We start from the raw sequence: 18,518 nt of genomic DNA, 5'->3' as shown, positions 1-18,518 counted from the left end.
GCTCTGCCGCCCCCGTCTGGGTACACTTAGCGGCACTATCCACTAAGATGCGTCACTATGCCCTTGTTTGTCGAGGTTGCCCTGCCCGTCCCCATGCGGCAAACCTTCAGCTACCTGGTACCCGATACCCTGACCCAAACCTTGGTGGCGGGTTTGCGTGTCAGGGTGCCCTTCGGTCGTCAACAGTTGATCGGCCTGATCACTGATATAAAGGATAGCTGCAGTCTGGCACCCAAGCAGATCAAAGCCGTTATAGACATCTTAGACCAAGAACCCCTGCTGCCCGACTCCCTGTATAGATTGACCCTCTGGGCCGCCAGATATTATTTCTGCAGTCAGGGGCAGATGCTGACCCAGGCCTTGCCCGTGGCGCTGCGCAAGGGCATGGACGCGGCGCCGAAGAGCATGACTCACTGGCACCTCACGGCCGCTGGTGAGGCGGCGGCACCCGAGTTGCTCAAACGGGCACCGGCGCAGAAAAAAGTGCTGGAGCGCCTCAAACAGGGCCGGCTGACGGCAGAAGACATAGGCCATCTCGACCTGAGCAAGGCCGCCTTCAAGGCCCTGAGTGAGAAGGGCTGGATAGCCGCCGAAGAGAGAACCGCCGAGCTGGATCTGGGCTGGCGCACCGCGCTCGAACTCGACGAGACGCCACTGAAACTGAATCCGGCCCAGGCAGTGGCGGTGGCGACCCTCAACCAACAGACCGGCTACCACTGCAGCCTGCTGGAAGGGGTCACTGGCTCGGGCAAGACGGAAGTCTATCTGTCCGTGCTCGAGAGCCAACTGAAGCAGGGCAAGCAGGCGCTGATCCTGGTGCCGGAAATCGGCCTGACACCCCAGACCATAGCCAGGTTCCAACGCCGCTTCAAGGTGCAGGTGGCGGTGATCCATTCGGGACTGACGGACAACCAACGGCTGGAGGCCTGGCGCCTGGCACGTAGCGGTCAGGCGGCCATCATCATAGGCACCCGTTCGGCGCTGTTCACCCCCATGGCCTACCCCGGGGTCATCATCCTCGACGAAGAACACGACAGCAGTTTCAAGCAGCAGGAAGGTGTCGGCTACCACGCCCGCGACTTGGCGGTGATGCGCGGTCATCTGGAAGCCATTCCCGTGATCCTGGGCTCGGCAACCCCTTCGCTGGAGACGCTGCAGAACGCCCTCAATGGCCGCTATCAACACCTGCTGCTGAATGAGCGCGCCGGCGCGGCCAAGAATGTGCGCCAGGGGATCATAGATATCCGCAACCAGCCGCTCAAGGCCGGGATGTCGACCCCACTGCTCAACGAGATCCGCCTGCACCTGGACGCAGGCAATCAGGTATTGCTGTTCCTCAACCGCCGCGGCTTCGCACCCGCGCTCCTGTGTCACGAATGTGGCCATTTGCACGAGTGCGACCGCTGCGATGCCTTCTTCACGGTGCACCAGGGCCTGGGGGAGATCTGCTGTCACCACTGCGGCAATCAATACGCCATCCCCAAGCAATGCCATGAGTGCGGCAGCACCATGCTGATGGGCCAGGGCATAGGCACTGAGCAGTTGGCCGAGGCACTGCAGAAAGAGTTCCCCAAACATCCCGTGGTGCGCATCGACAGGGACACCACCCGCCTCAAGGGCTCCCTGGAGACACATCTGGACGCCATTCATAAGGGGGAATACAAGATCTTGGTCGGCACCCAGATGCTGGCCAAGGGACATCACTTCCCGGATGTCACCCTGGTCGGGCTATTGGATGTGGATGGCGCCCTGTTCAGCGCAGATTTTCGTGCCCCCGAACGTTTCGGCCAGCTCTACACCCAGGTCGCCGGCCGCGCCGGCCGTGCCAGCAAGCCAGGCACTGTCTTGCTGCAGACCCACCAGAGCGACAACCCCATACTGAGGGAGCTGTTGCATAAGGGTTACGGCGAATTCGCCCGCGCCCAGCTCAAGGAGCGCCAGCAGGCGCTGCTGCCACCGGCCTGGCATATGGTGCTGGTGCGCGCCGAGGCTCACCTTGCCAGCGATGCCGACGCCTTCCTCAACGCCTTCGCCGCCCTCTTGCCCAACGACAAGGAATTTGAAGTCATAGGCCCGCTGCCGGCGCCGCTGGACAGGAAGGCCGGCAAGTTCCGCCGCCAGCTGATGTTCCAGGCCAAGAACCGCAACCGCCTGCAACAGGAATTCGAACGGGTACAACCCCTGGTAGAGCAACTGCCCGAGGGCAAGCGCTGCCGCTGGAGCCTGGACAGGGACCCCCAGGATCTGCTCTAGCCTCGGGAGAGGCTCGGCCATCGGCCCTTTGATTGCCATGACACTCTCGGTTAAGAATGACAGTGCCCACCCAGTACAACATTGCTGCCAACTCGGTTTGCAGCCAATTCACCTGCGGTGCACCTTTGCACTGCTTTTATTTAAAGAGCATCAGTGACACGGTGAATGAAGCGTTAGCTTCGGCTTATGAACGAGAGATAGGGATATCGAACTGGCTTTAAGACAAGGATGTTGTCGGCTCTTGATCTCACAAGAAGAAGCGTCCATGAGGGCTCTGCGACGAAATCCCTTTCATCGAAGGTCACTGGCGCAACAGTGCCCGTTCTGGTGTTCCAATGCGACACCTGAGTCTAGGTCAATTGGTTTCGATCACGACTCTATTGACACTTGAGGGGCATGGACTATCGACACTCTCGGTTAAGAATGACGGTGCTCATCAAGTACGGTATTGCTGCCAACTCGGTTTGCAGCCAATTCACCTGCGGTGCGCCTTTGCACTTCTACGCCGGTGACACCTGAGTCTAGGTAAATTGGTTTCGATCACGACCCTATTGACACTTGAGGGGCATGGACTATCGACACTCTCGGTCAAGAATGACAGTGCTCATCAAGTACGATATTGCTGCCAACTCGGTTTGCAGCCAATTCACCTGCGGTGCGCCTTTGCACTGTTACACCAGTGACACGCAGCGAGTCCATCCATGGATGCTCTGCGACGAAATCCCTTTCGTCGAAGGTCACTGGCGCAACAGTGCCCTCTCTGGTGTTCCAATGTGACATCTGAACTCAAGTCAGATTATGCCGGTTCCGGCTTTCGCCAAAAAATGAAGTTTGGGGTGGGCAAAATATGCATAAATATACTGACTAAACATCACAGTCACTTGTTATTAGCCGTGCTACTTTGTATATGCTTTAACATAGACATAGTCAGAGTTACTATTGCCTTTGAAAAGCGAAACTGACAGTAAACCTTGCAAAGGCTCCCACCGTTTTTCAAATGCATTACTAAACGATGGTTTTTGAGCTTTAAGACCAAGCAGCTGTATTATTGAATCGGCAAATGGCTTGTCGTCAATGCCCTCTATTGTTATCCAGTCAGCTTTGCCATTAATAAATACGATTTCGGTTTCCGCCTTTGTAAACTGACACTTTTCGCCATGCTTTGATGGGCCACAAGATAGCGGTGTACCAATTAGTTTGGAAACTTCAGCTTTATCCTTACCGACCAACGCAGGGATGTCTATTACAACTTCTTCTGCCTGAACCATTCCAGAAAAGCATAGGGAAGCAGCAAGAAGTAAACTCTTATTCATGGCTGGCATCTCTCCTTAGGTAACAAATAACGATTTTAATAGTGCGCCTATGCACATTGGTTCAATGCAAACCACCCTATCGCAAACCACTGTTATATAAAGCATTCAATTCAAGAACCATGCTTCCCGACTAAACACTCATTAGACAGGCATGATATTGCTCTCCCCCCGTTGCCAATGGGTACACCAGAAGAGGCACTGTTGCGCCAGTGAGCGTTGGCGACATGGATGTCGCCGTCGAGCATTCAGGGACGAACTTGCTGCGTCTCACTGATGCTCTTTAAATAAAAGCAGTGCAAAAGCCCACGGCAGGTGATGGGTTGCATCAAGGCCTCACAGCTATGCGGGTCATCACAGTCCCACAAAAAATGACAGCCATGTGCTCTGTTATCTTTGCTCTCAATGCAATCAGCAAGTAGTGCAATCAACAAGCAGCACAAGCAACAAGAGGTCGCGCCATCAAACAGCATCCAACCATTGGTAGAAGGCCTGCTTGGGCAGCGCACCGGCCTGCTGGGCAACCACCTTCCCCTGGTGGAAGACCATCAGGGTCGGGATGGAGCGAATACCGAACTGGGCCGCCAAAGCCTGCTGCGCCTGGGTGTCTATCTTGCCGAACCTGAACCTGGGCTCGAGTTCGCCGGCGGCCTTTGCAAACACGGGCGCGAAACTCTTGCAGGGGCCGCACCAGTCGGCCCAGAAGTCCACCACCAGCGGCAGCTCCGACTTGTAGGCATGCTTGGCAAAGTTGCTGCCGGTCAGGGTGATGGGCGCACCACTGAACAGGGGCGATTGACACTTGCCGCAGCCTGGCTGCTGGTTCAGGCGCTCCTCGGGTACACGGTTGAGGGTATCGCAATGGGGGCAGGCAATGAGCATGACAAGACTCCGGTTCTGGCTGAAGAGGGTTAAGATCACAGATTGTAGCTGAAACTGCTCTATATCTAAGCTCTTAGATTAAGCTGTTAGATATAGGAGCGCTACCCGCAGATGTAAAGGGCAGAGCTAAGGGAGGAGCGGGCCGGCGCGACCCGCCGGGGGCTATCCCCCCAACCCAGACAGAGAATGGAATGACAGCCACAGATGCGGCAAAACTAACCGAGAAAGGGATAGCCAGAGACCATGACAAACGGCTAGAATATGCGGTTATTCCTGTAATCAATCCCGAAGCCAGTATCAAAAAGAAGCCATGAAATCACATATCCAATCTTTGCTCGAACAAACCCTGGAATCCTTTAAACAACAAGGTATAGTGCCGGCCGACTTCGAGGCGCGCATTCAGGTTGATCGCACCAAGGATAAGAGTCATGGGGATCTGGCGACCAACCTCGCCATGATGCTGACCAAGGTCGCAGGCAAGAACCCGCGCGAGCTGGCGCAACTGATCATAGACAATCTGCCGGCTTCGTCCCATGTGGCCAAGGTGGAGATCGCCGGCCCGGGTTTCATCAATTTTTTCATCGACGAAAATGCCCTCGCCAATCAGTTGCAAACGGCACTCGAAGATGAGCACCTGGGCATAGCCCTGCCCGAGCCACAGACGGTAGTGGTGGATTATTCTTCCCCCAACCTCGCCAAAGAGATGCACGTGGGTCACCTGCGCTCCACCATCATAGGTGACAGCGTGGTGCGCACCCTGGAGTTTCTCGGCCATAAGGTGATACGTCAGAACCATGTCGGCGACTGGGGCACCCAGTTCGGCATGCTGCTGGCCTATATGGAAGAGCTGCGGGCCCAGAACGGTGAACAGGCCCAGCTGGAACTGTCGGATCTTGAGACCTTCTATCGCGCCGCCAAGATGAGATTCGATGAGTCTGCCGAGTTTGCCACCCGTGCCCGCCAGTTGGTGGTGTCGCTGCAATCAGGTGATGCCTATTGCAACAAGCTATGGCGCGAGTTCAACGATATCTCCCTCAGCCATTGCCACGAAGTCTATGCCCGCCTGGGCGTCAGCCTGAGCCGTGCCGATGTCCACGGCGAGAGCGCCTATAACGCAGATCTCGAGCAAGTGGTTAAAGATCTCGATGCCCAGGGCCTGTTGAAAGAAAGCAACGGTGCCAAGGTGGTATTCCAGGAAGAGTTCCGCAACAAGGAAGGCGAGCCCTTGCCGGTGATCATCCAGAAGGCCGATGGCGGTTACCTGTATGCCACCTCGGATCTGGCCGCCATGCGCTACCGCTCCAATGTCTTGAAGGCCGACAGAGTCCTGTATTTTGTCGACCTGCGCCAGGCGTTGCACTTCCAGCAGGTATTCAGCCTGGCCAAGCTGGCCAAGTTTGTGCGTCAGGACATGTCGCTGGAACACCTGGGCTTCGGCACCATGAACGGTGAAGATGGCCGGCCATTCAAGACCCGCAGCGGCGGCGTGGTGAAACTGGTGGATCTGCTCGACGAGGCCAATGTGCGCGCCCTGGAACTGGTTCGCAGCAAGAACCCGGACATGGACGAGGCGACCCTGCAGGAAATCGCCCGCGTGGTCGGCATCAGCTCGGTCAAATATGCGGATCTGTCGAAGAACCGCACCAGCGATTACATCTTCAGCTTCGAACAGATGCTCAGCTTCGAAGGCAATACCGCGCCTTACCTCTTGTACGCCTACACCCGGGTCGCTGGCATCTTCAAGCGCGCCGAAGATGCAGATCTGAGCCAGGCCAAGATAGTCTTGGAGCATGAGAAAGAGAAAGGTCTGGGCAATAAACTGGCCCAATTCGGTGAAATTCTCAAGCGGGTCACGGACAAGGGTCAGCCCCATGTGCTCTGCGGTTACCTCTACGAACTGGCAGGCGCCTTCTCCAGCTTCTACGAGGCCTGCCCCGTGCTGGCAGCCGACACGCTCGAGCAGAAAAACAGCCGCCTGTTGCTGTCCAAGCTGACGGCCAAGACCTTGCAGCAAGGCATGTCGCTCCTGGGGATAGAAACCTTAGAGCGCATGTAAGCCATGAGCAATAGAGACTATGCCAACCGTCGGCCGAGCGGCGCTGCCAAACCCCAGCGTGCCTCGCGCCGCAAGCCCAGTCAGCAGGCGCCCTCCCGGCGCCTGCCGTTGCTGCTGACCCTGTTTGTGCTGCTGGGTGTCGGCAGCTTCGGTTATTTTCTGTGGAGCATCAGGGACAGCGCCGATCAGGCCCAGCCCGAGCCGGTCAAGAAAGCCGCAGTGAAGCAACCCAAGAAAGATCCCAACGCCCTGCCGCCCAAGCCCAAGGAAGAATGGACCTATCTGGAAGAGCTGGAGAATAAGCATGTCGAGGTCGATGTGCCCGTGGTCGAGAACCGGGTCGCCAAACGCTACAAGTTGCAGTGCGGCTCCTTCCGCACCGCGAGCCAGGCCAATGAAATGAAGGCCGTCATCGCCTTCCAGGGCCAGGAAGCCAGCGTCAAGAAGGTCAGCGGCACCAGCGGCGACTGGTATAAGGTGAGCCTGGGGCCGCTCGACGGCAAGCGCGAGGCCGAAAAACTGCGCCACACAATGCAGCGAGCCGGCATCAACGGTTGCATCATGCTGTATTGGGAAAGCTGAGGGCCAGCGGCGCCCTAGTGAGAAAGATAGTGACAGAGACAGTGTCACATCACAGTGCGACCTGGTCGCACAGCTTAGATTCGGGCCGGCTCATGCCGGCCTTTGCTTTTCCGCGATAGACTCAACCCGCTGCAACTGCAGCTCAGGGCGCCAGACCCAGCAGCCCCAACCGGCAAAATGCCGCACCTAAGCTTGATATTTCCCAGGCGATCCCCATATCAGGATTATCGTCCACCGGTGGTTGTGTGCCGCCGGCCAGAGAAGAGGATTAATTGTGACCACTATAGTATCAGTTCGCCGCAACAATCAGGTTGTGATCGCCGGTGACGGCCAGGTTTCCCTGGGCAACACTGTGATGAAAGGCAACGCCAGGAAGGTGCGTCGTCTGTACCACAACAAGGTTTTGGCCGGATTTGCCGGCGGCACCGCCGATGCCTTCACCCTGTTCGAGCGCTTCGAGGCCAAGCTGGAAATGCACCAGGGCCACCTGATGAAGGCCGCCGTCGAGCTGGCCAAAGACTGGCGCACGGATCGCATGCTGCGCAAGCTCGAGGCCCTGCTGGCGGTCGCCGATGCCGAGAGTTCCCTCATCATCACGGGCAACGGTGACGTGCTCCAGCCGGAGAATGATCTGATCGCCATAGGCTCGGGCGGCAACTTTGCCCAGGCGGCGGCGCTGGCGCTGTTGCAGAATACCGAATTGGATGCCCGCACCATAGCCGAGAAGTCGCTGACCATAGCCGGTGACATCTGCGTCTTCACCAACCAATTCAAGACGATAGAAGAATTAAACTACTGATCCCAGTCGAGGACGAATTATGTCTGAAATGACCCCACGTGAAATTGTCCACGAACTGGACACCCACATCATAGGCCAGCATAAGGCCAAACGCTCGGTCGCCATCGCGCTGCGAAACCGTTGGCGCCGGATGCAGCTGGAAGCCTCGTTGCGTCAGGAAGTGACCCCGAAAAATATTCTCATGATAGGCCCGACAGGTGTCGGCAAGACCGAAATCGCCCGCCGCCTGGCGAAGCTGGCCAACGCGCCCTTCATCAAGGTCGAAGCCACCAAGTTCACCGAAGTGGGTTATGTCGGCAAGGAAGTCGAGCAGATCATCCGCGACCTGACGGACATCGCCATCAAACTGACCCGTGAGCGGCAGATGGACAAGGTGCGCCAGCGCGCCGAAGAACATGCCGAAGAGCGGATCCTCGATGCCCTGTTGCCCAAAGGCAAGGACGACTGGGATCAGGAGAGCGACAGCCAGGCCCATACCCGGCAGATCTTCCGCAAGAAGCTGCGTGAAGGCCAACTGGATGACAAGGAAATCGACATAGACGTGGCCCAACCACAGATAGGGGTCGAGATCATGTCGCCTCCCGGCATGGAAGAAATGACCAATCAGCTGCAGAGCCTATTCCAGAACATGGGCCAGGCACCCGCCAAGCGCCGCAAACTCAAGATCAAGGACGCCTATAAGCAGCTGATCGACGAGGAAGCCGCCAAGCTGGTCAATCAGGAAGATCTCAAGGAACAGGCGATAGAATTGGTCGAGCAGCATGGCATAGTCTTCCTCGATGAGATAGACAAGATATGCAAGCGCGGCGAAACCTCGGGGCCGGATGTGTCCCGCGAAGGCGTACAGCGTGATCTCTTGCCCCTGGTCGAGGGCTGCACTGTCACCACCAAGCACGGCATGGTGAAGACAGATCATATTCTGTTCATCGCCTCCGGCGCCTTCCAGATGTCGAAGCCTTCGGATCTGATCCCCGAGCTCCAGGGTCGCCTGCCGATCCGGGTCGAGTTGGATGCCCTGTCGGCCGACGACTTCAAACGCATCCTCACCGAGCCCCACGCCTCGCTGACCGAGCAGTATGTGGCGCTGCTGGCGACCGAAGGGGTCGATATCAGCTTCACAGAGACGGGCATAGAGAGCATAGCCAAGGCCGCCTGGCAGGTGAACGAGCGCACCGAAAACATAGGTGCCCGCCGCCTGCATACAGTGATGGAGAAGCTGATGGAAGACATCTCCTACGAGGCATCGGACAAGTCCGGCAGCACTTTCATCATCAATGCCGACTATGTCAAAGCCCATCTGGATAACCTGGTGCAGGACGAAGACTTAAGCCGCTTCATCCTCTAGCCTTGTCTCCATGCCGCCGGCATGAAACAGCGCGGCCGGGGAAGCTTCCCCGGCCGCTTTTTGTTATCTTTATCTCAGTGACTCATATCAGCACATGCGCTCAGGCATGTCCCAGGGAGGCGAATCATGGCGACGCCCAACATCACAGGCATCAAGCTCAAACGCAAGTCCCGTCAGTTGGAGCTGTGCTTCGACGATGGCAGCAGCTATCTGCTCAGCTGCGAACTGCTGCGGGTGCACTCCCCCTCGGCCGAAGTCCAGGGCCATGGTAAGCCTAAGCTTGTGTGCCACAAGAAAAATGTCAACATCAGCGCCATAGAGCCCGTCGGCAATTATGCGGTCAAGCTCGTCTTCGACGACGGTCACAACACAGGCCTCTATTCCTGGCCTCTGCTGTATCGGCTGGCGACCCAGAGCGAGCGCTTGTGGGCCGAGTACCTCGACCTTCTCAAGACGGAGAAAGGCAGTCGCGAGCCGCTGATCGACCTGGCGGTGAAATACTCCTGAGCCCAAACGCCAGGGCGGCGCGCGCTCCGCTACTTCCAGGTATCGGGCAACTCCACCTGGGACCAAAGATCCTGGCATAGGGCCCGGCTGTCCTGCCAATCCCCCGCCCTCAGCCAAGTCACCAGCGCATCCCCCACCTGGGGATAGGCTATGGGACTGGGCGAGGCCGCCTTCAGCCAACGCTTGAGCACGGCGGCGTCCAGACTCATCATGCTGTCGGCTATGCCCAGCAGCTGCAGGGCGGCGACATTGGAGAGCTGCTCGAACTGCCCCAGCAGAGGTTTCACCAGCAATTTCTTGCCCAGTGTCAGGGCTTCGCTCGCCAATTCGAAGCCGGCGTTGCCTATCACACCGCCGCAATCGGCCATGTGTTGCTTGAAACCGTCGCGGTTGAAGCCGAACCAGAGGACATGCTCCGGCGGTGGCAGCAGCGGCTGACTGGCGTGATACACCAGGAAGCGATAGCCGTCCCAGGGGCGCAGCAGCTCGACTATGGCATCGGCATCCTCGAACGGCAAATAGACCAGAATGTCGTGGCTATGTTCGACCCCTATCTTGTCGACTTCGACGAAGGGCGGCAGGATGGGAAAACCGAAGTGATGCCAGTGACATCCCAGCGCCACGTTCGCCGGAGCGAAGTAGTTCAACAGGGCCTCGTTGAACCAGGTATTGCCCTGCTTGGGCACGGGATACTTGAGCGCCGCCTGATGGCTGATGCCGACACAGGGCACCCCCTGGCGCTTGGCGGCCCAGGCGGAAACGGGTTCGAAGTCGTTGAGCACCATGTCATAGTGGCTCAGATCCAATTCACGTATGTCCCGCAGCAGCCTGCTGGCGCAGTTGCGCCTCAGCGTCTTGGCTATGCTGACGTGTCCCTTCTCCGTGGCGAAGGTCAACCCGGGTTGCACCCGATAATCACCGAAGCACTCCATATCGAAGAAGTGCTCAGGGGCGCGGCCGGAGAAGAGGAAATCGACCTGGACATCCTGTTTCGCCAGCGACTTTGCCATCACCCTTGCCCGGCTGAGGTGGCCATTACCCGTGCCCTGTACGCCGTAGAGTATTCGCATTGACTCTCCTATCTAGTGAGTGAAGTCCGATGAAGGCTCGCCGCATTCACGCCTTCAATGAGCTTGCCTGGTATCAGATGAACTGCAGTGCGAACAGGCCGGCCCCCGTGCCCAGACAGGCTCCGGCGACGATATCCAGTGGGTAATGCACCCCCAGCACTATGCGGGAAAGGCCTATCAGCCCGGCCCAGGCATAGGCCAGCAGGGCGAAGGCCGGATACACAGTCAGCACGGCAAACGCCAACACAAAGGCCGCCGCCGTATGGCCCGAGGGCAGACTGAACTTATCCGAAGGCTCGAACAGCGCAACCGCGCTGACCACATGGCAAGGACGGGGGCGGCGTATGCTGTTCTTCAACAGCAGATACAAGGGCAGCTCCACCAAAAAACCCGCCAGCACCAGGTTGAAGAAATGCTGTCCCTGGGCCTGGGTCAGCAACAGGCCGACCGACAGGTACAGGTACAGATGGCCGTCGCCGCTGGCCGACACCCGCAGGCCCAAGGAGTGCAAGCCATGTTTGTGGGTCATGCCGGCAATGAAACAGAATCCTTGCCTGTCTAGGGCTCTGATGTAATCGAACATGGCATTGGCTCCTCTGATTTCATTCGACTCGAACAACAACAGATAGTCAGGTGTGATTCAGAGCCTAGAAAAGCTTGATGACGCCAGGGTGACAGGCCGCCTAAATATTTATGACACCCAAGGGGCCGGCAAGCTGCCCCCTGGCTCAGGGACGAATGCGCCGGGCGCCAATCCCGGGACGCGCCGGGGCGAATCGCCAGCATGGGGCAACAATACCGTGATAGATAACACTTTTCTTTTCGACAATCCCTTCTAAACTGGCGTAAACTCGCTAAACTGTGCGTAACCCCGGCACAAAGCGGATCAATAGGAGTGTAAATATGGAATACAACACCTCAGAACTCTGTGACATGTACTTAGATGTCGTAGACGTAGTCGAACCCATGTTCAGTAATTATGGTGGTTGTAGCTCTTTTGGCGGCGCTATCAGCACTATCAAGTGCTTCGAAGATAATGGCCTGATCCTTGACGTTTTGCAGCAGGATGGCCAAGGCAAGGTGTTGTTGATCGATGGCGGCGGCTCACTGCGTCGTGCCTTAGTCGATGCCGCCATCGCCGAGACCGCCGTCACCAACAACTGGGAAGGCATACTGGTTTATGGCTCGGTGCGCGATGTCGATACCCTGGAAGAGCTGGATATCGGCATTCAGGCATTGGCTTCCATTCCCGTGGGTGCCGATGGCCACTCGGTTGGCGAAGTGGACATTCCGGTCAACTTCGGTGGAGTGACCTTCCTGCCGGGCGATCATCTGTATGCGGATAACACCGGGGTCATACTGTCTCCCGAGCCGTTAGACATAGAATAAGCGCCACCTCCCGGATTAAAGCCAGCCCTGCTGGCTTTTTTATTGCCTTATTTCCATCACTTGAGCAACAATGTCTCAACTCAGTACCATGAAGACAGCAGCATGCCCAAGACCCCACTCAGCTATTTTACCCAGGCCGCACTCCAACAACTCCTCAGCCCCAGAGAGGGCGAAACCAGGCTGGGCCAAACCGTGCTCTTGCCGGCCCCCGACCTGCCGCTCGCCGAGGCCCTGGCCGCGGCCAAGGCTGAGGGCGCCCGCTTCGCGATACTCGGGGTGGGTGAAGATCTCGGCCCCAGGGCCAATCTTGGCCGAGGCGGCGCCACCGACGCCTTCGATGCCGGCATGGGGCAATTTCTGAATCTGCAGTCCAACCGTTTCCTCAGCGGCAAGGAATGCCTGGTCCTGGGGCAGCTAGTCACGGCCGATCTACAGCTGGGAACCGACAGCTCGCTGGCACAGCTGCGCCAGGCCGTCGAGCAACTGGACGCCAGAGTCATAGAGATAGTCAGCCACATCATGGACACAGGCCTTGAGCCCATAGTCATAGGCGGCGGTCACAACAATGCCTATGGCCTGCTGATGGCGACCAAGGCCAGCACGGGCAAGCAGGTGGCGGCGGTCAACCTGGATCCCCATTCGGACTTCCGCCTGCGCGAGGGCCGCCACAGCGGCAACGGTTTCAGCTACGCCGCCGCCAACGGTGCCCTGGGGCATTATCATGTGCTCGGCCTGCATGAACTCAAGAACAGCGAGACCAACCTGGCCCAGTTGACTGCCTTCGGCGGCAGTTGGCATAGCCTGCAACAGATCTGGATACGGCGGGAAATCGGCTTGAGCGAGGCGCTGGAACAGATAGCCACGGCGCTGAACCAGACCCGGCTGCCGGTCGGTCTGGAACTGGATACAGACGCCATAGCACGCATGCCCAGCAGCGCCGCCACGGTCGCCGGGGTCCCCCTGCTGGATGCCGCCCATTATGTCCAATACATAGCCAGCCACTGCCCCTGTGCCTACCTGCATCTGGCCGAAGCCGCGCCCAGTTGCCATGAGGCAGGAGCCGTTGCCGGCTGCCGTGAAGTGGGCCAGAGCATAAGTGAGCTTATCTATGCATACCTGCACGGTCGCAACCACGCCCTGCTGGCATGAAGATAGCCGGCGCTCATGGACATCCAGGTTGCTCATCCAGGTTGCTATAGGATGCCGGCGGACAAACTCGGGCGACGTGAGCCAGGTCAAAGTATCTGCGGGGCGAATCATGCTTAAATTCTCCGCTGAAGACTCATACCATTCCGCATAAATATGTGCTCATTCAGCGAGAATGATAAGGGAGGGTAGGCAAGGCGGCCGATGGAAGCCTTATCGGGATAAGTCGACATTGGCCAACACAGCATACACCCCTTATAAACTCGCCCTTTGGGAGCTTGTCAGCGGCCCGATTAGGGCACCAAATTGTCTAGTCATAGAAACCACTATGACGTTACCAATTTGGCTGGTGCTCGAACCGCTGACACAGCTCTGAACTGATCAGATATTTATAAGGAATGGTATTAGGCCGCGACGCTGCCAGTTGACTCCCTGTCGGGGCGTGGATTGGCCGCACACAGGCTATTCAACAAAGGGGGATATTGTGGTCTAATGCCCCATCAAATTTATGCAGCGGCTGCAGACACTGCAACCGCTGATGATGAGTCTGTCGATTGACTCTCTCACGCGAGGCGATATGCGCAACATCAGGGGCCTCGCAGTGATCCAGTGCACATTATAGGAATACATACATGTCTGAAGGCGAATCAAAGAACACTCATTTCGGCTATAAGACTGTCGAAGCCGACAAGAAAGCGGATCTGGTTGCGGGCGTGTTTCATTCTGTGGCCGCCAAGTACGACATAATGAATGACGTCATGTCCTTCGGCATACATAGATTCTGGAAGCGTTTCACCATAGAGGCTGCCGGTGCCCGTCCCGGCATGAAGATCCTGGATCTGGCCGGTGGCACAGGGGATTTGACCGCCAAGTTCTCGCATCTGGTGGGGGATCGCGGTGAGGTGGTACTGGCGGACATCAACGATTCCATGCTCAAGGTCGGCCGCACCAAGCTCAGGGACAAGGGCATAGTAGGCAACGTCAACTATGTGCAGGCCAATGCCGAAGCCCTGCCCTTTGCCGACAATTATTTCGATATCATCACCATCGCCTTCGGCCTGCGCAACGTGACCGACAAGGATGCGGCATTGCGTTCCATGCTCAGAGTGCTCAAGCCAGGCGGCAAGTTGATGGTGCTGGAGTTTTCCAAGCCGCAGCACGAAGTCATGCGTAAAGCCTATGATCTCTATAGCTTTAAAGTCCTGCCCAAGATGGGCGAACTGATCACCAAGGATGCCGACAGCTACGAATACCTGGCCGAGTCTATCCGCATGCACCCGGATCAGGACACCCTCAAGCAGATGATGCTCGATGCCGGCTTCGAACAGGTCAAGTACACCAATATGACAGACGGCATAGTCGCCCTGCACCTGGGTTATAAGTTCTGATATGAACCAAGAGTGGAGATTGCTGGCCTGCGCCGCACTGGAAACCGCACTGGCACGAGTCAGGGCCCAGGCCCCCGAGGAATACGCTCGCCTGCGCCAACTGCATGGCAAGGTGTTCTGCATCCAGCTCAGTCAGCTCAGCTGGCCCATCTATCTGGTGTTCGCCGGGGAGATACTGGTGTTGAGCCAGTACCAGGGCGAGGTCGCCATCAAGCTGAATGCCGATGCGACCAGCTTGTATCGGCTGGGCGAAGGCGCCGAGCTGACCGATCTCATCAAACAGGACAAGCTGGCCATAGAGGGCGACCTCGGCCTGTTGCAGAGCTTCAGTCAATACCTGCAGCAGATCCGCTTCGATTTCGCCGAGCCCCTGTCGCGTTACCTCGGCGATGCCCCCACCCACATGCTGCTATCCGGGCTGAAACGGGCCAGGACAGGCATGACTCATCTGCTTAGCCAGAGTCGCGCCCATCTAAGCCAGCTCACCACGGAAGAATATCGCCTGGCGCCCCATAAACTGGAATTCATCCACTTTTGCGATCGGCTGGACGAACTGAACGCCGAGGTGGCGGCGCTGGAGCGCCGTCTGGCCCAACTGAGAGACACTTTTACTTCATGACAGTCGCCAGCATCAAGAGAGGCTATCAGGTCATACGCACGGCACTGCATTTCGGTCTGGACGAAATGCTGCCGCAACACTTGACCCCAAGATATGTCGGCCTGTTGCGTGGCAGCCTGTTCTGGCTGCGCAACAAGCATAAAGACAAAGCCGGCGGTGAGCGCCTCAAGCTCGCCATGCAGGAACTCGGCCCGGTTTACATCAAGCTGGGGCAGATGCTCTCGACCCGCAGGGATCTGCTCAACGACGAATGGGCCGAGGAATTGGCCATGCTGCAGGATAGGGTGCCGCCCTTCGACTCGGCGTTGGCCCGCCAAGCGATCGAGGCCGAACTCAAGGCACCGATCGACAGCCTGTTCGAGGCATTCTGTGACGAGCCACTGGCTTCGGCGTCCATCTCCCAGGTACATACTGCGACACTCAAGTCCAACGGCGAGTCTGTGGTGCTCAAGGTGCTGCGCCCCCAGGTAGAACAGAAGATAGCCGCGGATCTCAAGCTGATGACCCTGGCCGCCAACCTGCTGGAGCGGGTGCTCGGCGAAGGCAACAGGTTGCGGCCGGCGGAAGTGATCCAAGACTATCGCACCACTATTCTGGGCGAGCTGAACCTTAAGCTGGAGGCCCTGAACGCCACCAAGCTGAGAAACAACTTCCTCGACTCAGACGCCCTCTATGTGCCTTACGTCTATGAAGAGCTCTGCTTTCAACGCCTGATGGTGATGGAACGCGTCGAGGGCATCCCAGTCTCGGACATAGACGCGCTCAAGGCCCAGGGCACAGATCTCAAGTTATTGGCCGAGCGCGGCGTCGAGCTGTTCTTCACCCAGGTGTTCAGGGATAACTTCTTTCACGCCGACATGCACCCGGGCAATATCTTCATCTCCCGGGAGCACCCCCACGATCCTTACTATATAGGCCTGGATTGCGGCATCATGGGGACCCTGAGCGAGTCGGACAAGCGCTACCTGGCAGAAAACTTCCTCGCCTTCTTCAACCGCGACTATCAACGCATAGCCCAGCTCTACATAGAGTCGGGCTGGGTCTCGGGCAACACGGACTTGCTGGCGTTCGAACAGGCGGTAAAACTCGTCTGCGAGCCCATGTTCAACAAGCCTTTGGACGAAATCTCCTTCGGCCATGTGTTATTGGAACTGTTTCGCACCGCCAGGCGCTTCGACATAGTGGTACAGCCGCAACTTGTGTTGCTGGAAAAGACCTTGCTCTATATCGAGGGCCTGGGACGGCAACTGTATCCACAGCTGGATCTATGGCAGACGGCCAAGCCCTTCCTCGAGCGGTGGATGTCCGAACAAGTTGGCCCCAAGGCCATGTTCGATAAGGTGAGGGGGCAGATGCCCTACTGGGCCGACAAACTGCCCGAATTGCCCGAACTCGTCTACGACAACCTCAAACTCGGGGAAAAATTGCTGGGTTCCCAACAGCAACTTCTGGACAAGTATCTGAGATATCAGAGAAAATCCCACAAGAGTAACTATTTGCTGATCACATCGGCCATTTTATTGATCTGCGGCACTATTTTGCTTAGCCAAGGCCTTATACTCTGGCCTGCCTATGGCAGCTTGGCGGCCGGTGGCCTGCTGTGGTTGCTGGGCTGGCGAGCCCGCCCCAGGGGCGGTAAATTTTAGCTAGCGCTAAATTATCAGAGGTTCATAATGAACTCAGGATCGCGGAAAAGGCGGGCATGCCGCAGCTTCCGGCGAGATGGGTATAGAACCCTACACTATTTTAAGAGGATATCTTCATGGGTGGCATTAGCATTTGGCAACTTCTCATCATAGCATTGATAGTGATCTTGCTGTTCGGCACGAAAAAGTTGCGCTCTCTGGGCGGCGATCTTGGTGGCGCGGTAAAAGGCTTCAAGAACGCCATGTCGACCGAGGATGACAAGCAGGCTCTCGAAGACAAACAGGCTGACAGCACGGCACAGACCTCACAACAGGCGACTGACAAGAAACCTGAATCCAAGGATAAAGAACAGGCGTAACTCCTATGTTTGACGGTATTGGCTTCATGGAGCTGCTGCTGATCGGTATCGTGGGCCTGGTCGTTCTGGGCCCTGAGCGTTTACCCGTGGCAGTACGTTCGGTAACAGGTTGGATCCGCGCCATGAAACGCATGGCTAATTCGGTCAAAGACGAGCTGGAGCAAGAACTCAAGATCGAGCAATTGCATGCGGATCTCAAGAAGGCCGAGCAAAAGGGTCTGGGCAATCTCTCGCCTGAATTGCAGGAATCCATAGACAAGTTGAAACAAGCGGCGCAGTCGGTGAACCGGCCTTATCAGCTAGACAAGGCAGATAGCGGCGACGGTCAAACCGGCCAAGATTCGACGCCGCCAGAGACGGCAGATAAGCCATCCTCAGATCCCAAAGCAAACGGATAAACCATGTCACAACCCCTGCCGCTCATCAGCCACTTGCTGGAGTTACGCACCAAATTACTCAGGATAGTCGCCAGTGTCTTGTTGGTGTTTATCGCCCTTGTGTATTGGGCCAATGATATTTACCACTATATGGCGATCCCCCTGATGCAATCCCTGCCCGCATCCGGCAGCATGATAGCCACGGATGTCGCAGCCCCCTTCTTCGCGCCTTTTAAACTGACGCTGGTGCTCTCCTTCTTCCTCGCGGTGCCTTACATACTCTTTCAGGTATGGTCCTTCGTGGCGCCTGGTCTGTACAAACACGAGAAACGCCTGGTCGTTCCCCTGCTGGTCAGCAGCACCCTCTTGTTTTATCTGGGTATCTGCTTCGCCTATTATGTGGTCTTTCCTGTCGTCTTTGGCTTCTTCGCCAATGTCGCCCCTGAGGGGGTCCAGGTGGCGACGGACATCAGCAGCTACCTGGATTTCGTGCTCAAGCTATTCTTCGCCTTCGGACTGGCGTTTGAGATCCCCGTCGCCGTCGTGCTACTCTGCTGGGCCGGCGTGACCACGCCGGAAGATCTCAGGGCCAAGCGTCCCTATATAGTGGTAGCGGCCTTCGTCATCGGCATGCTGCTGACACCGCCGGACATCATCTCCCAGACTATGTTGGCAGTGCCCATGCTGTTACTGTTCGAAGGTGGCTTGCTCGCCGCCCGTTTTTATACCAAGAAAGACGACGAAGTAGAGCAACAAGACATAAATCAATAACAAGGTTCAACAGCCAGGT

General features: G+C 57.2%; 18 protein-coding genes. 14 read left to right on the top strand and 4 right to left on the bottom strand.

Translation table 11 applies throughout. From position 1 onward, the window contains the following. The first annotated feature begins 57 nt into the window (after window positions 1–57). Window positions 58–2,253, top strand: a complete 2,196-nt coding sequence (gene priA / locus HC757_RS08455) for a primosomal protein N' (protein WP_169563877.1) — start codon at window positions 58–60, stop codon at window positions 2,251–2,253. Window positions 2,254–3,149: 896 nt separating this feature from the next. On the opposite strand, the gene HC757_RS08450 is transcribed toward priA, so the two are convergent. After that, window positions 3,150–3,566, bottom strand: a complete 417-nt coding sequence (locus HC757_RS08450; protein ID WP_169563876.1) for a hypothetical protein — start codon at window positions 3,564–3,566, stop codon at window positions 3,150–3,152. Window positions 3,567–4,025: 459 nt separating this feature from the next. Further along, window positions 4,026–4,445, bottom strand: coding sequence for a thioredoxin TrxC (gene trxC, locus HC757_RS08445; protein ID WP_169563875.1), 420 nt, complete (start codon window positions 4,443–4,445; stop codon window positions 4,026–4,028). 310 nt (window positions 4,446–4,755) lie between these two features. Here trxC and argS point away from each other — a divergent pair, with 310 nt between their 5' ends. The 5 genes from argS to HC757_RS08420 all read left to right on the top strand — a co-directional run bounded on the left by argS (window position 4,756) and on the right by HC757_RS08420 (window position 9,734). Continuing rightward, window positions 4,756–6,501, top strand: a complete 1,746-nt coding sequence (argS, locus tag HC757_RS08440) for an arginine--tRNA ligase (RefSeq protein ID WP_169563874.1) — start codon at window positions 4,756–4,758, stop codon at window positions 6,499–6,501. Window positions 6,502–6,504: 3 nt separating this feature from the next. Continuing rightward, window positions 6,505–7,083 carry an SPOR domain-containing protein gene (locus tag HC757_RS08435; RefSeq protein ID WP_169563873.1) on the top strand — a complete coding sequence of 193 codons (579 nt, stop codon included), beginning with the start codon at window positions 6,505–6,507 and terminating at the stop codon, window positions 7,081–7,083. Between the two features lie 274 nt (window positions 7,084–7,357). Further along, window positions 7,358–7,882 carry an ATP-dependent protease subunit HslV gene (hslV, locus tag HC757_RS08430; RefSeq protein ID WP_169563872.1) on the top strand — a complete coding sequence of 175 codons (525 nt, stop codon included), beginning with the start codon at window positions 7,358–7,360 and terminating at the stop codon, window positions 7,880–7,882. 19 nt (window positions 7,883–7,901) lie between these two features. Further along, the gene (hslU, locus tag HC757_RS08425) at window positions 7,902–9,227 is read left to right on the top strand and encodes an ATP-dependent protease ATPase subunit HslU (protein ID WP_169563871.1); all 1,326 of its coding nucleotides are present in this window, start codon (window positions 7,902–7,904) and stop codon (window positions 9,225–9,227) included. 126 nt (window positions 9,228–9,353) lie between these two features. Next, window positions 9,354–9,734 carry a gamma-butyrobetaine hydroxylase family protein gene (locus HC757_RS08420; protein ID WP_169563870.1) on the top strand — a complete coding sequence of 127 codons (381 nt, stop codon included), beginning with the start codon at window positions 9,354–9,356 and terminating at the stop codon, window positions 9,732–9,734. A gap of 29 nt (window positions 9,735–9,763) precedes the next feature. Here HC757_RS08420 and HC757_RS08415 read toward each other — a convergent pair whose 3' ends face one another. Then, a complete protein-coding gene (locus HC757_RS08415) occupies window positions 9,764–10,804 on the bottom strand; it encodes an MJ1255/VC2487 family glycosyltransferase (RefSeq protein ID WP_169563869.1) in 1,041 nt (346 codons plus the stop codon). 73 nt (window positions 10,805–10,877) lie between these two features. Next, window positions 10,878–11,387 carry a phosphatase PAP2 family protein gene (locus tag HC757_RS08410; RefSeq protein ID WP_169563868.1) on the bottom strand — a complete coding sequence of 170 codons (510 nt, stop codon included), beginning with the start codon at window positions 11,385–11,387 and terminating at the stop codon, window positions 10,878–10,880. Between the two features lie 320 nt (window positions 11,388–11,707). On the opposite strand from HC757_RS08410, the gene rraA reads away from it, so the two are divergent. The 8 genes from rraA (at window position 11,708) to tatC (ending at window position 18,499) form a co-directional block, all read left to right on the top strand. After that, complete coding sequence (rraA, locus tag HC757_RS08405; RefSeq protein ID WP_169563867.1) at window positions 11,708–12,193, top strand: ribonuclease E activity regulator RraA; 486 nt, start codon at window positions 11,708–11,710, stop codon at window positions 12,191–12,193. A 102-nt stretch (window positions 12,194–12,295) separates the two neighbouring features. Next, entirely contained in the window at window positions 12,296–13,342 is a 1,047-nt protein-coding gene (locus HC757_RS08400) for a formimidoylglutamase (protein ID WP_169563866.1), read from the top strand. A 629-nt stretch (window positions 13,343–13,971) separates the two neighbouring features. Then, window positions 13,972–14,727: a bifunctional demethylmenaquinone methyltransferase/2-methoxy-6-polyprenyl-1,4-benzoquinol methylase UbiE gene (ubiE, locus tag HC757_RS08395; RefSeq protein ID WP_169563865.1), complete on the top strand. Its 756-nt coding sequence runs from the start codon at window positions 13,972–13,974 to the stop codon at window positions 14,725–14,727. 1 nt (window position 14,728) lies between these two features. Then, on the top strand, window positions 14,729–15,346 hold the full coding sequence (locus HC757_RS08390) for a ubiquinone biosynthesis accessory factor UbiJ (RefSeq protein ID WP_169563864.1): 618 nt from the start codon (window positions 14,729–14,731) through the stop codon (window positions 15,344–15,346). After that, on the top strand, window positions 15,343–16,992 hold the full coding sequence (ubiB, locus tag HC757_RS08385; protein ID WP_169563863.1) for a ubiquinone biosynthesis regulatory protein kinase UbiB: 1,650 nt from the start codon (window positions 15,343–15,345) through the stop codon (window positions 16,990–16,992). The genes HC757_RS08390 and ubiB overlap by 4 nt, the downstream gene beginning before the upstream one ends. Window positions 16,993–17,108: 116 nt before the next feature. Continuing rightward, window positions 17,109–17,351: a Sec-independent protein translocase subunit TatA gene (tatA, locus tag HC757_RS08380; RefSeq protein WP_169563862.1), complete on the top strand. Its 243-nt coding sequence runs from the start codon at window positions 17,109–17,111 to the stop codon at window positions 17,349–17,351. Window positions 17,352–17,356: 5 nt separating this feature from the next. Next, window positions 17,357–17,749, top strand: a complete 393-nt coding sequence (tatB, locus tag HC757_RS08375; protein WP_169563861.1) for a Sec-independent protein translocase protein TatB — start codon at window positions 17,357–17,359, stop codon at window positions 17,747–17,749. Window positions 17,750–17,752: 3 nt separating this feature from the next. Further along, the gene (gene tatC, locus HC757_RS08370; RefSeq protein ID WP_169563860.1) at window positions 17,753–18,499 is read left to right on the top strand and encodes a twin-arginine translocase subunit TatC; all 747 of its coding nucleotides are present in this window, start codon (window positions 17,753–17,755) and stop codon (window positions 18,497–18,499) included. Window positions 18,500–18,518 lie beyond the last annotated feature (19 nt).

Origin of the sequence: Shewanella salipaludis (assembly GCF_012911865.1) — a bacterium.
Classification (GTDB): Bacteria; Pseudomonadota; Gammaproteobacteria; order Enterobacterales; family Shewanellaceae; genus Shewanella; species Shewanella salipaludis.
Note: the sequence above shows the minus strand (reverse complement) of the source record. Positions and strands in the feature narration are given on the sequence as shown.

Excerpts from the sequence above, each read along its gene's own strand:
- tatB (WP_169563861.1), top strand. The coding sequence starts at position 17,357 with ATGTTTGACGGTATTGGCTTCATGGAGCTGCTGCTGATCGGTATCGTG.
- HC757_RS08390 (WP_169563864.1), top strand. The coding sequence starts at position 14,729 with ATGAACCAAGAGTGGAGATTGCTGGCCTGCGCCGCACTGGAAACCGCA.
- trxC (WP_169563875.1), bottom strand. The coding sequence starts at position 4,445 with ATGCTCATTGCCTGCCCCCATTGCGATACCCTCAACCGTGTACCCGAG.
- HC757_RS08450 (WP_169563876.1), bottom strand. The coding sequence starts at position 3,566 with ATGAATAAGAGTTTACTTCTTGCTGCTTCCCTATGCTTTTCTGGAATG.
- hslU (WP_169563871.1), top strand. The coding sequence starts at position 7,902 with ATGTCTGAAATGACCCCACGTGAAATTGTCCACGAACTGGACACCCAC.
- tatA (WP_169563862.1), top strand. The coding sequence starts at position 17,109 with ATGGGTGGCATTAGCATTTGGCAACTTCTCATCATAGCATTGATAGTG.
- ubiB (WP_169563863.1), top strand. The coding sequence starts at position 15,343 with ATGACAGTCGCCAGCATCAAGAGAGGCTATCAGGTCATACGCACGGCA.
- argS (WP_169563874.1), top strand. The coding sequence starts at position 4,756 with ATGAAATCACATATCCAATCTTTGCTCGAACAAACCCTGGAATCCTTT.
- HC757_RS08435 (WP_169563873.1), top strand. The coding sequence starts at position 6,505 with ATGAGCAATAGAGACTATGCCAACCGTCGGCCGAGCGGCGCTGCCAAA.
- rraA (WP_169563867.1), top strand. The coding sequence starts at position 11,708 with ATGGAATACAACACCTCAGAACTCTGTGACATGTACTTAGATGTCGTA.
- HC757_RS08410 (WP_169563868.1), bottom strand. The coding sequence starts at position 11,387 with ATGTTCGATTACATCAGAGCCCTAGACAGGCAAGGATTCTGTTTCATT.
- ubiE (WP_169563865.1), top strand. The coding sequence starts at position 13,972 with ATGTCTGAAGGCGAATCAAAGAACACTCATTTCGGCTATAAGACTGTC.
- HC757_RS08400 (WP_169563866.1), top strand. The coding sequence starts at position 12,296 with ATGCCCAAGACCCCACTCAGCTATTTTACCCAGGCCGCACTCCAACAA.
- tatC (WP_169563860.1), top strand. The coding sequence starts at position 17,753 with ATGTCACAACCCCTGCCGCTCATCAGCCACTTGCTGGAGTTACGCACC.
- HC757_RS08420 (WP_169563870.1), top strand. The coding sequence starts at position 9,354 with ATGGCGACGCCCAACATCACAGGCATCAAGCTCAAACGCAAGTCCCGT.
- priA (WP_169563877.1), top strand. The coding sequence starts at position 58 with ATGCCCTTGTTTGTCGAGGTTGCCCTGCCCGTCCCCATGCGGCAAACC.
- HC757_RS08415 (WP_169563869.1), bottom strand. The coding sequence starts at position 10,804 with ATGCGAATACTCTACGGCGTACAGGGCACGGGTAATGGCCACCTCAGC.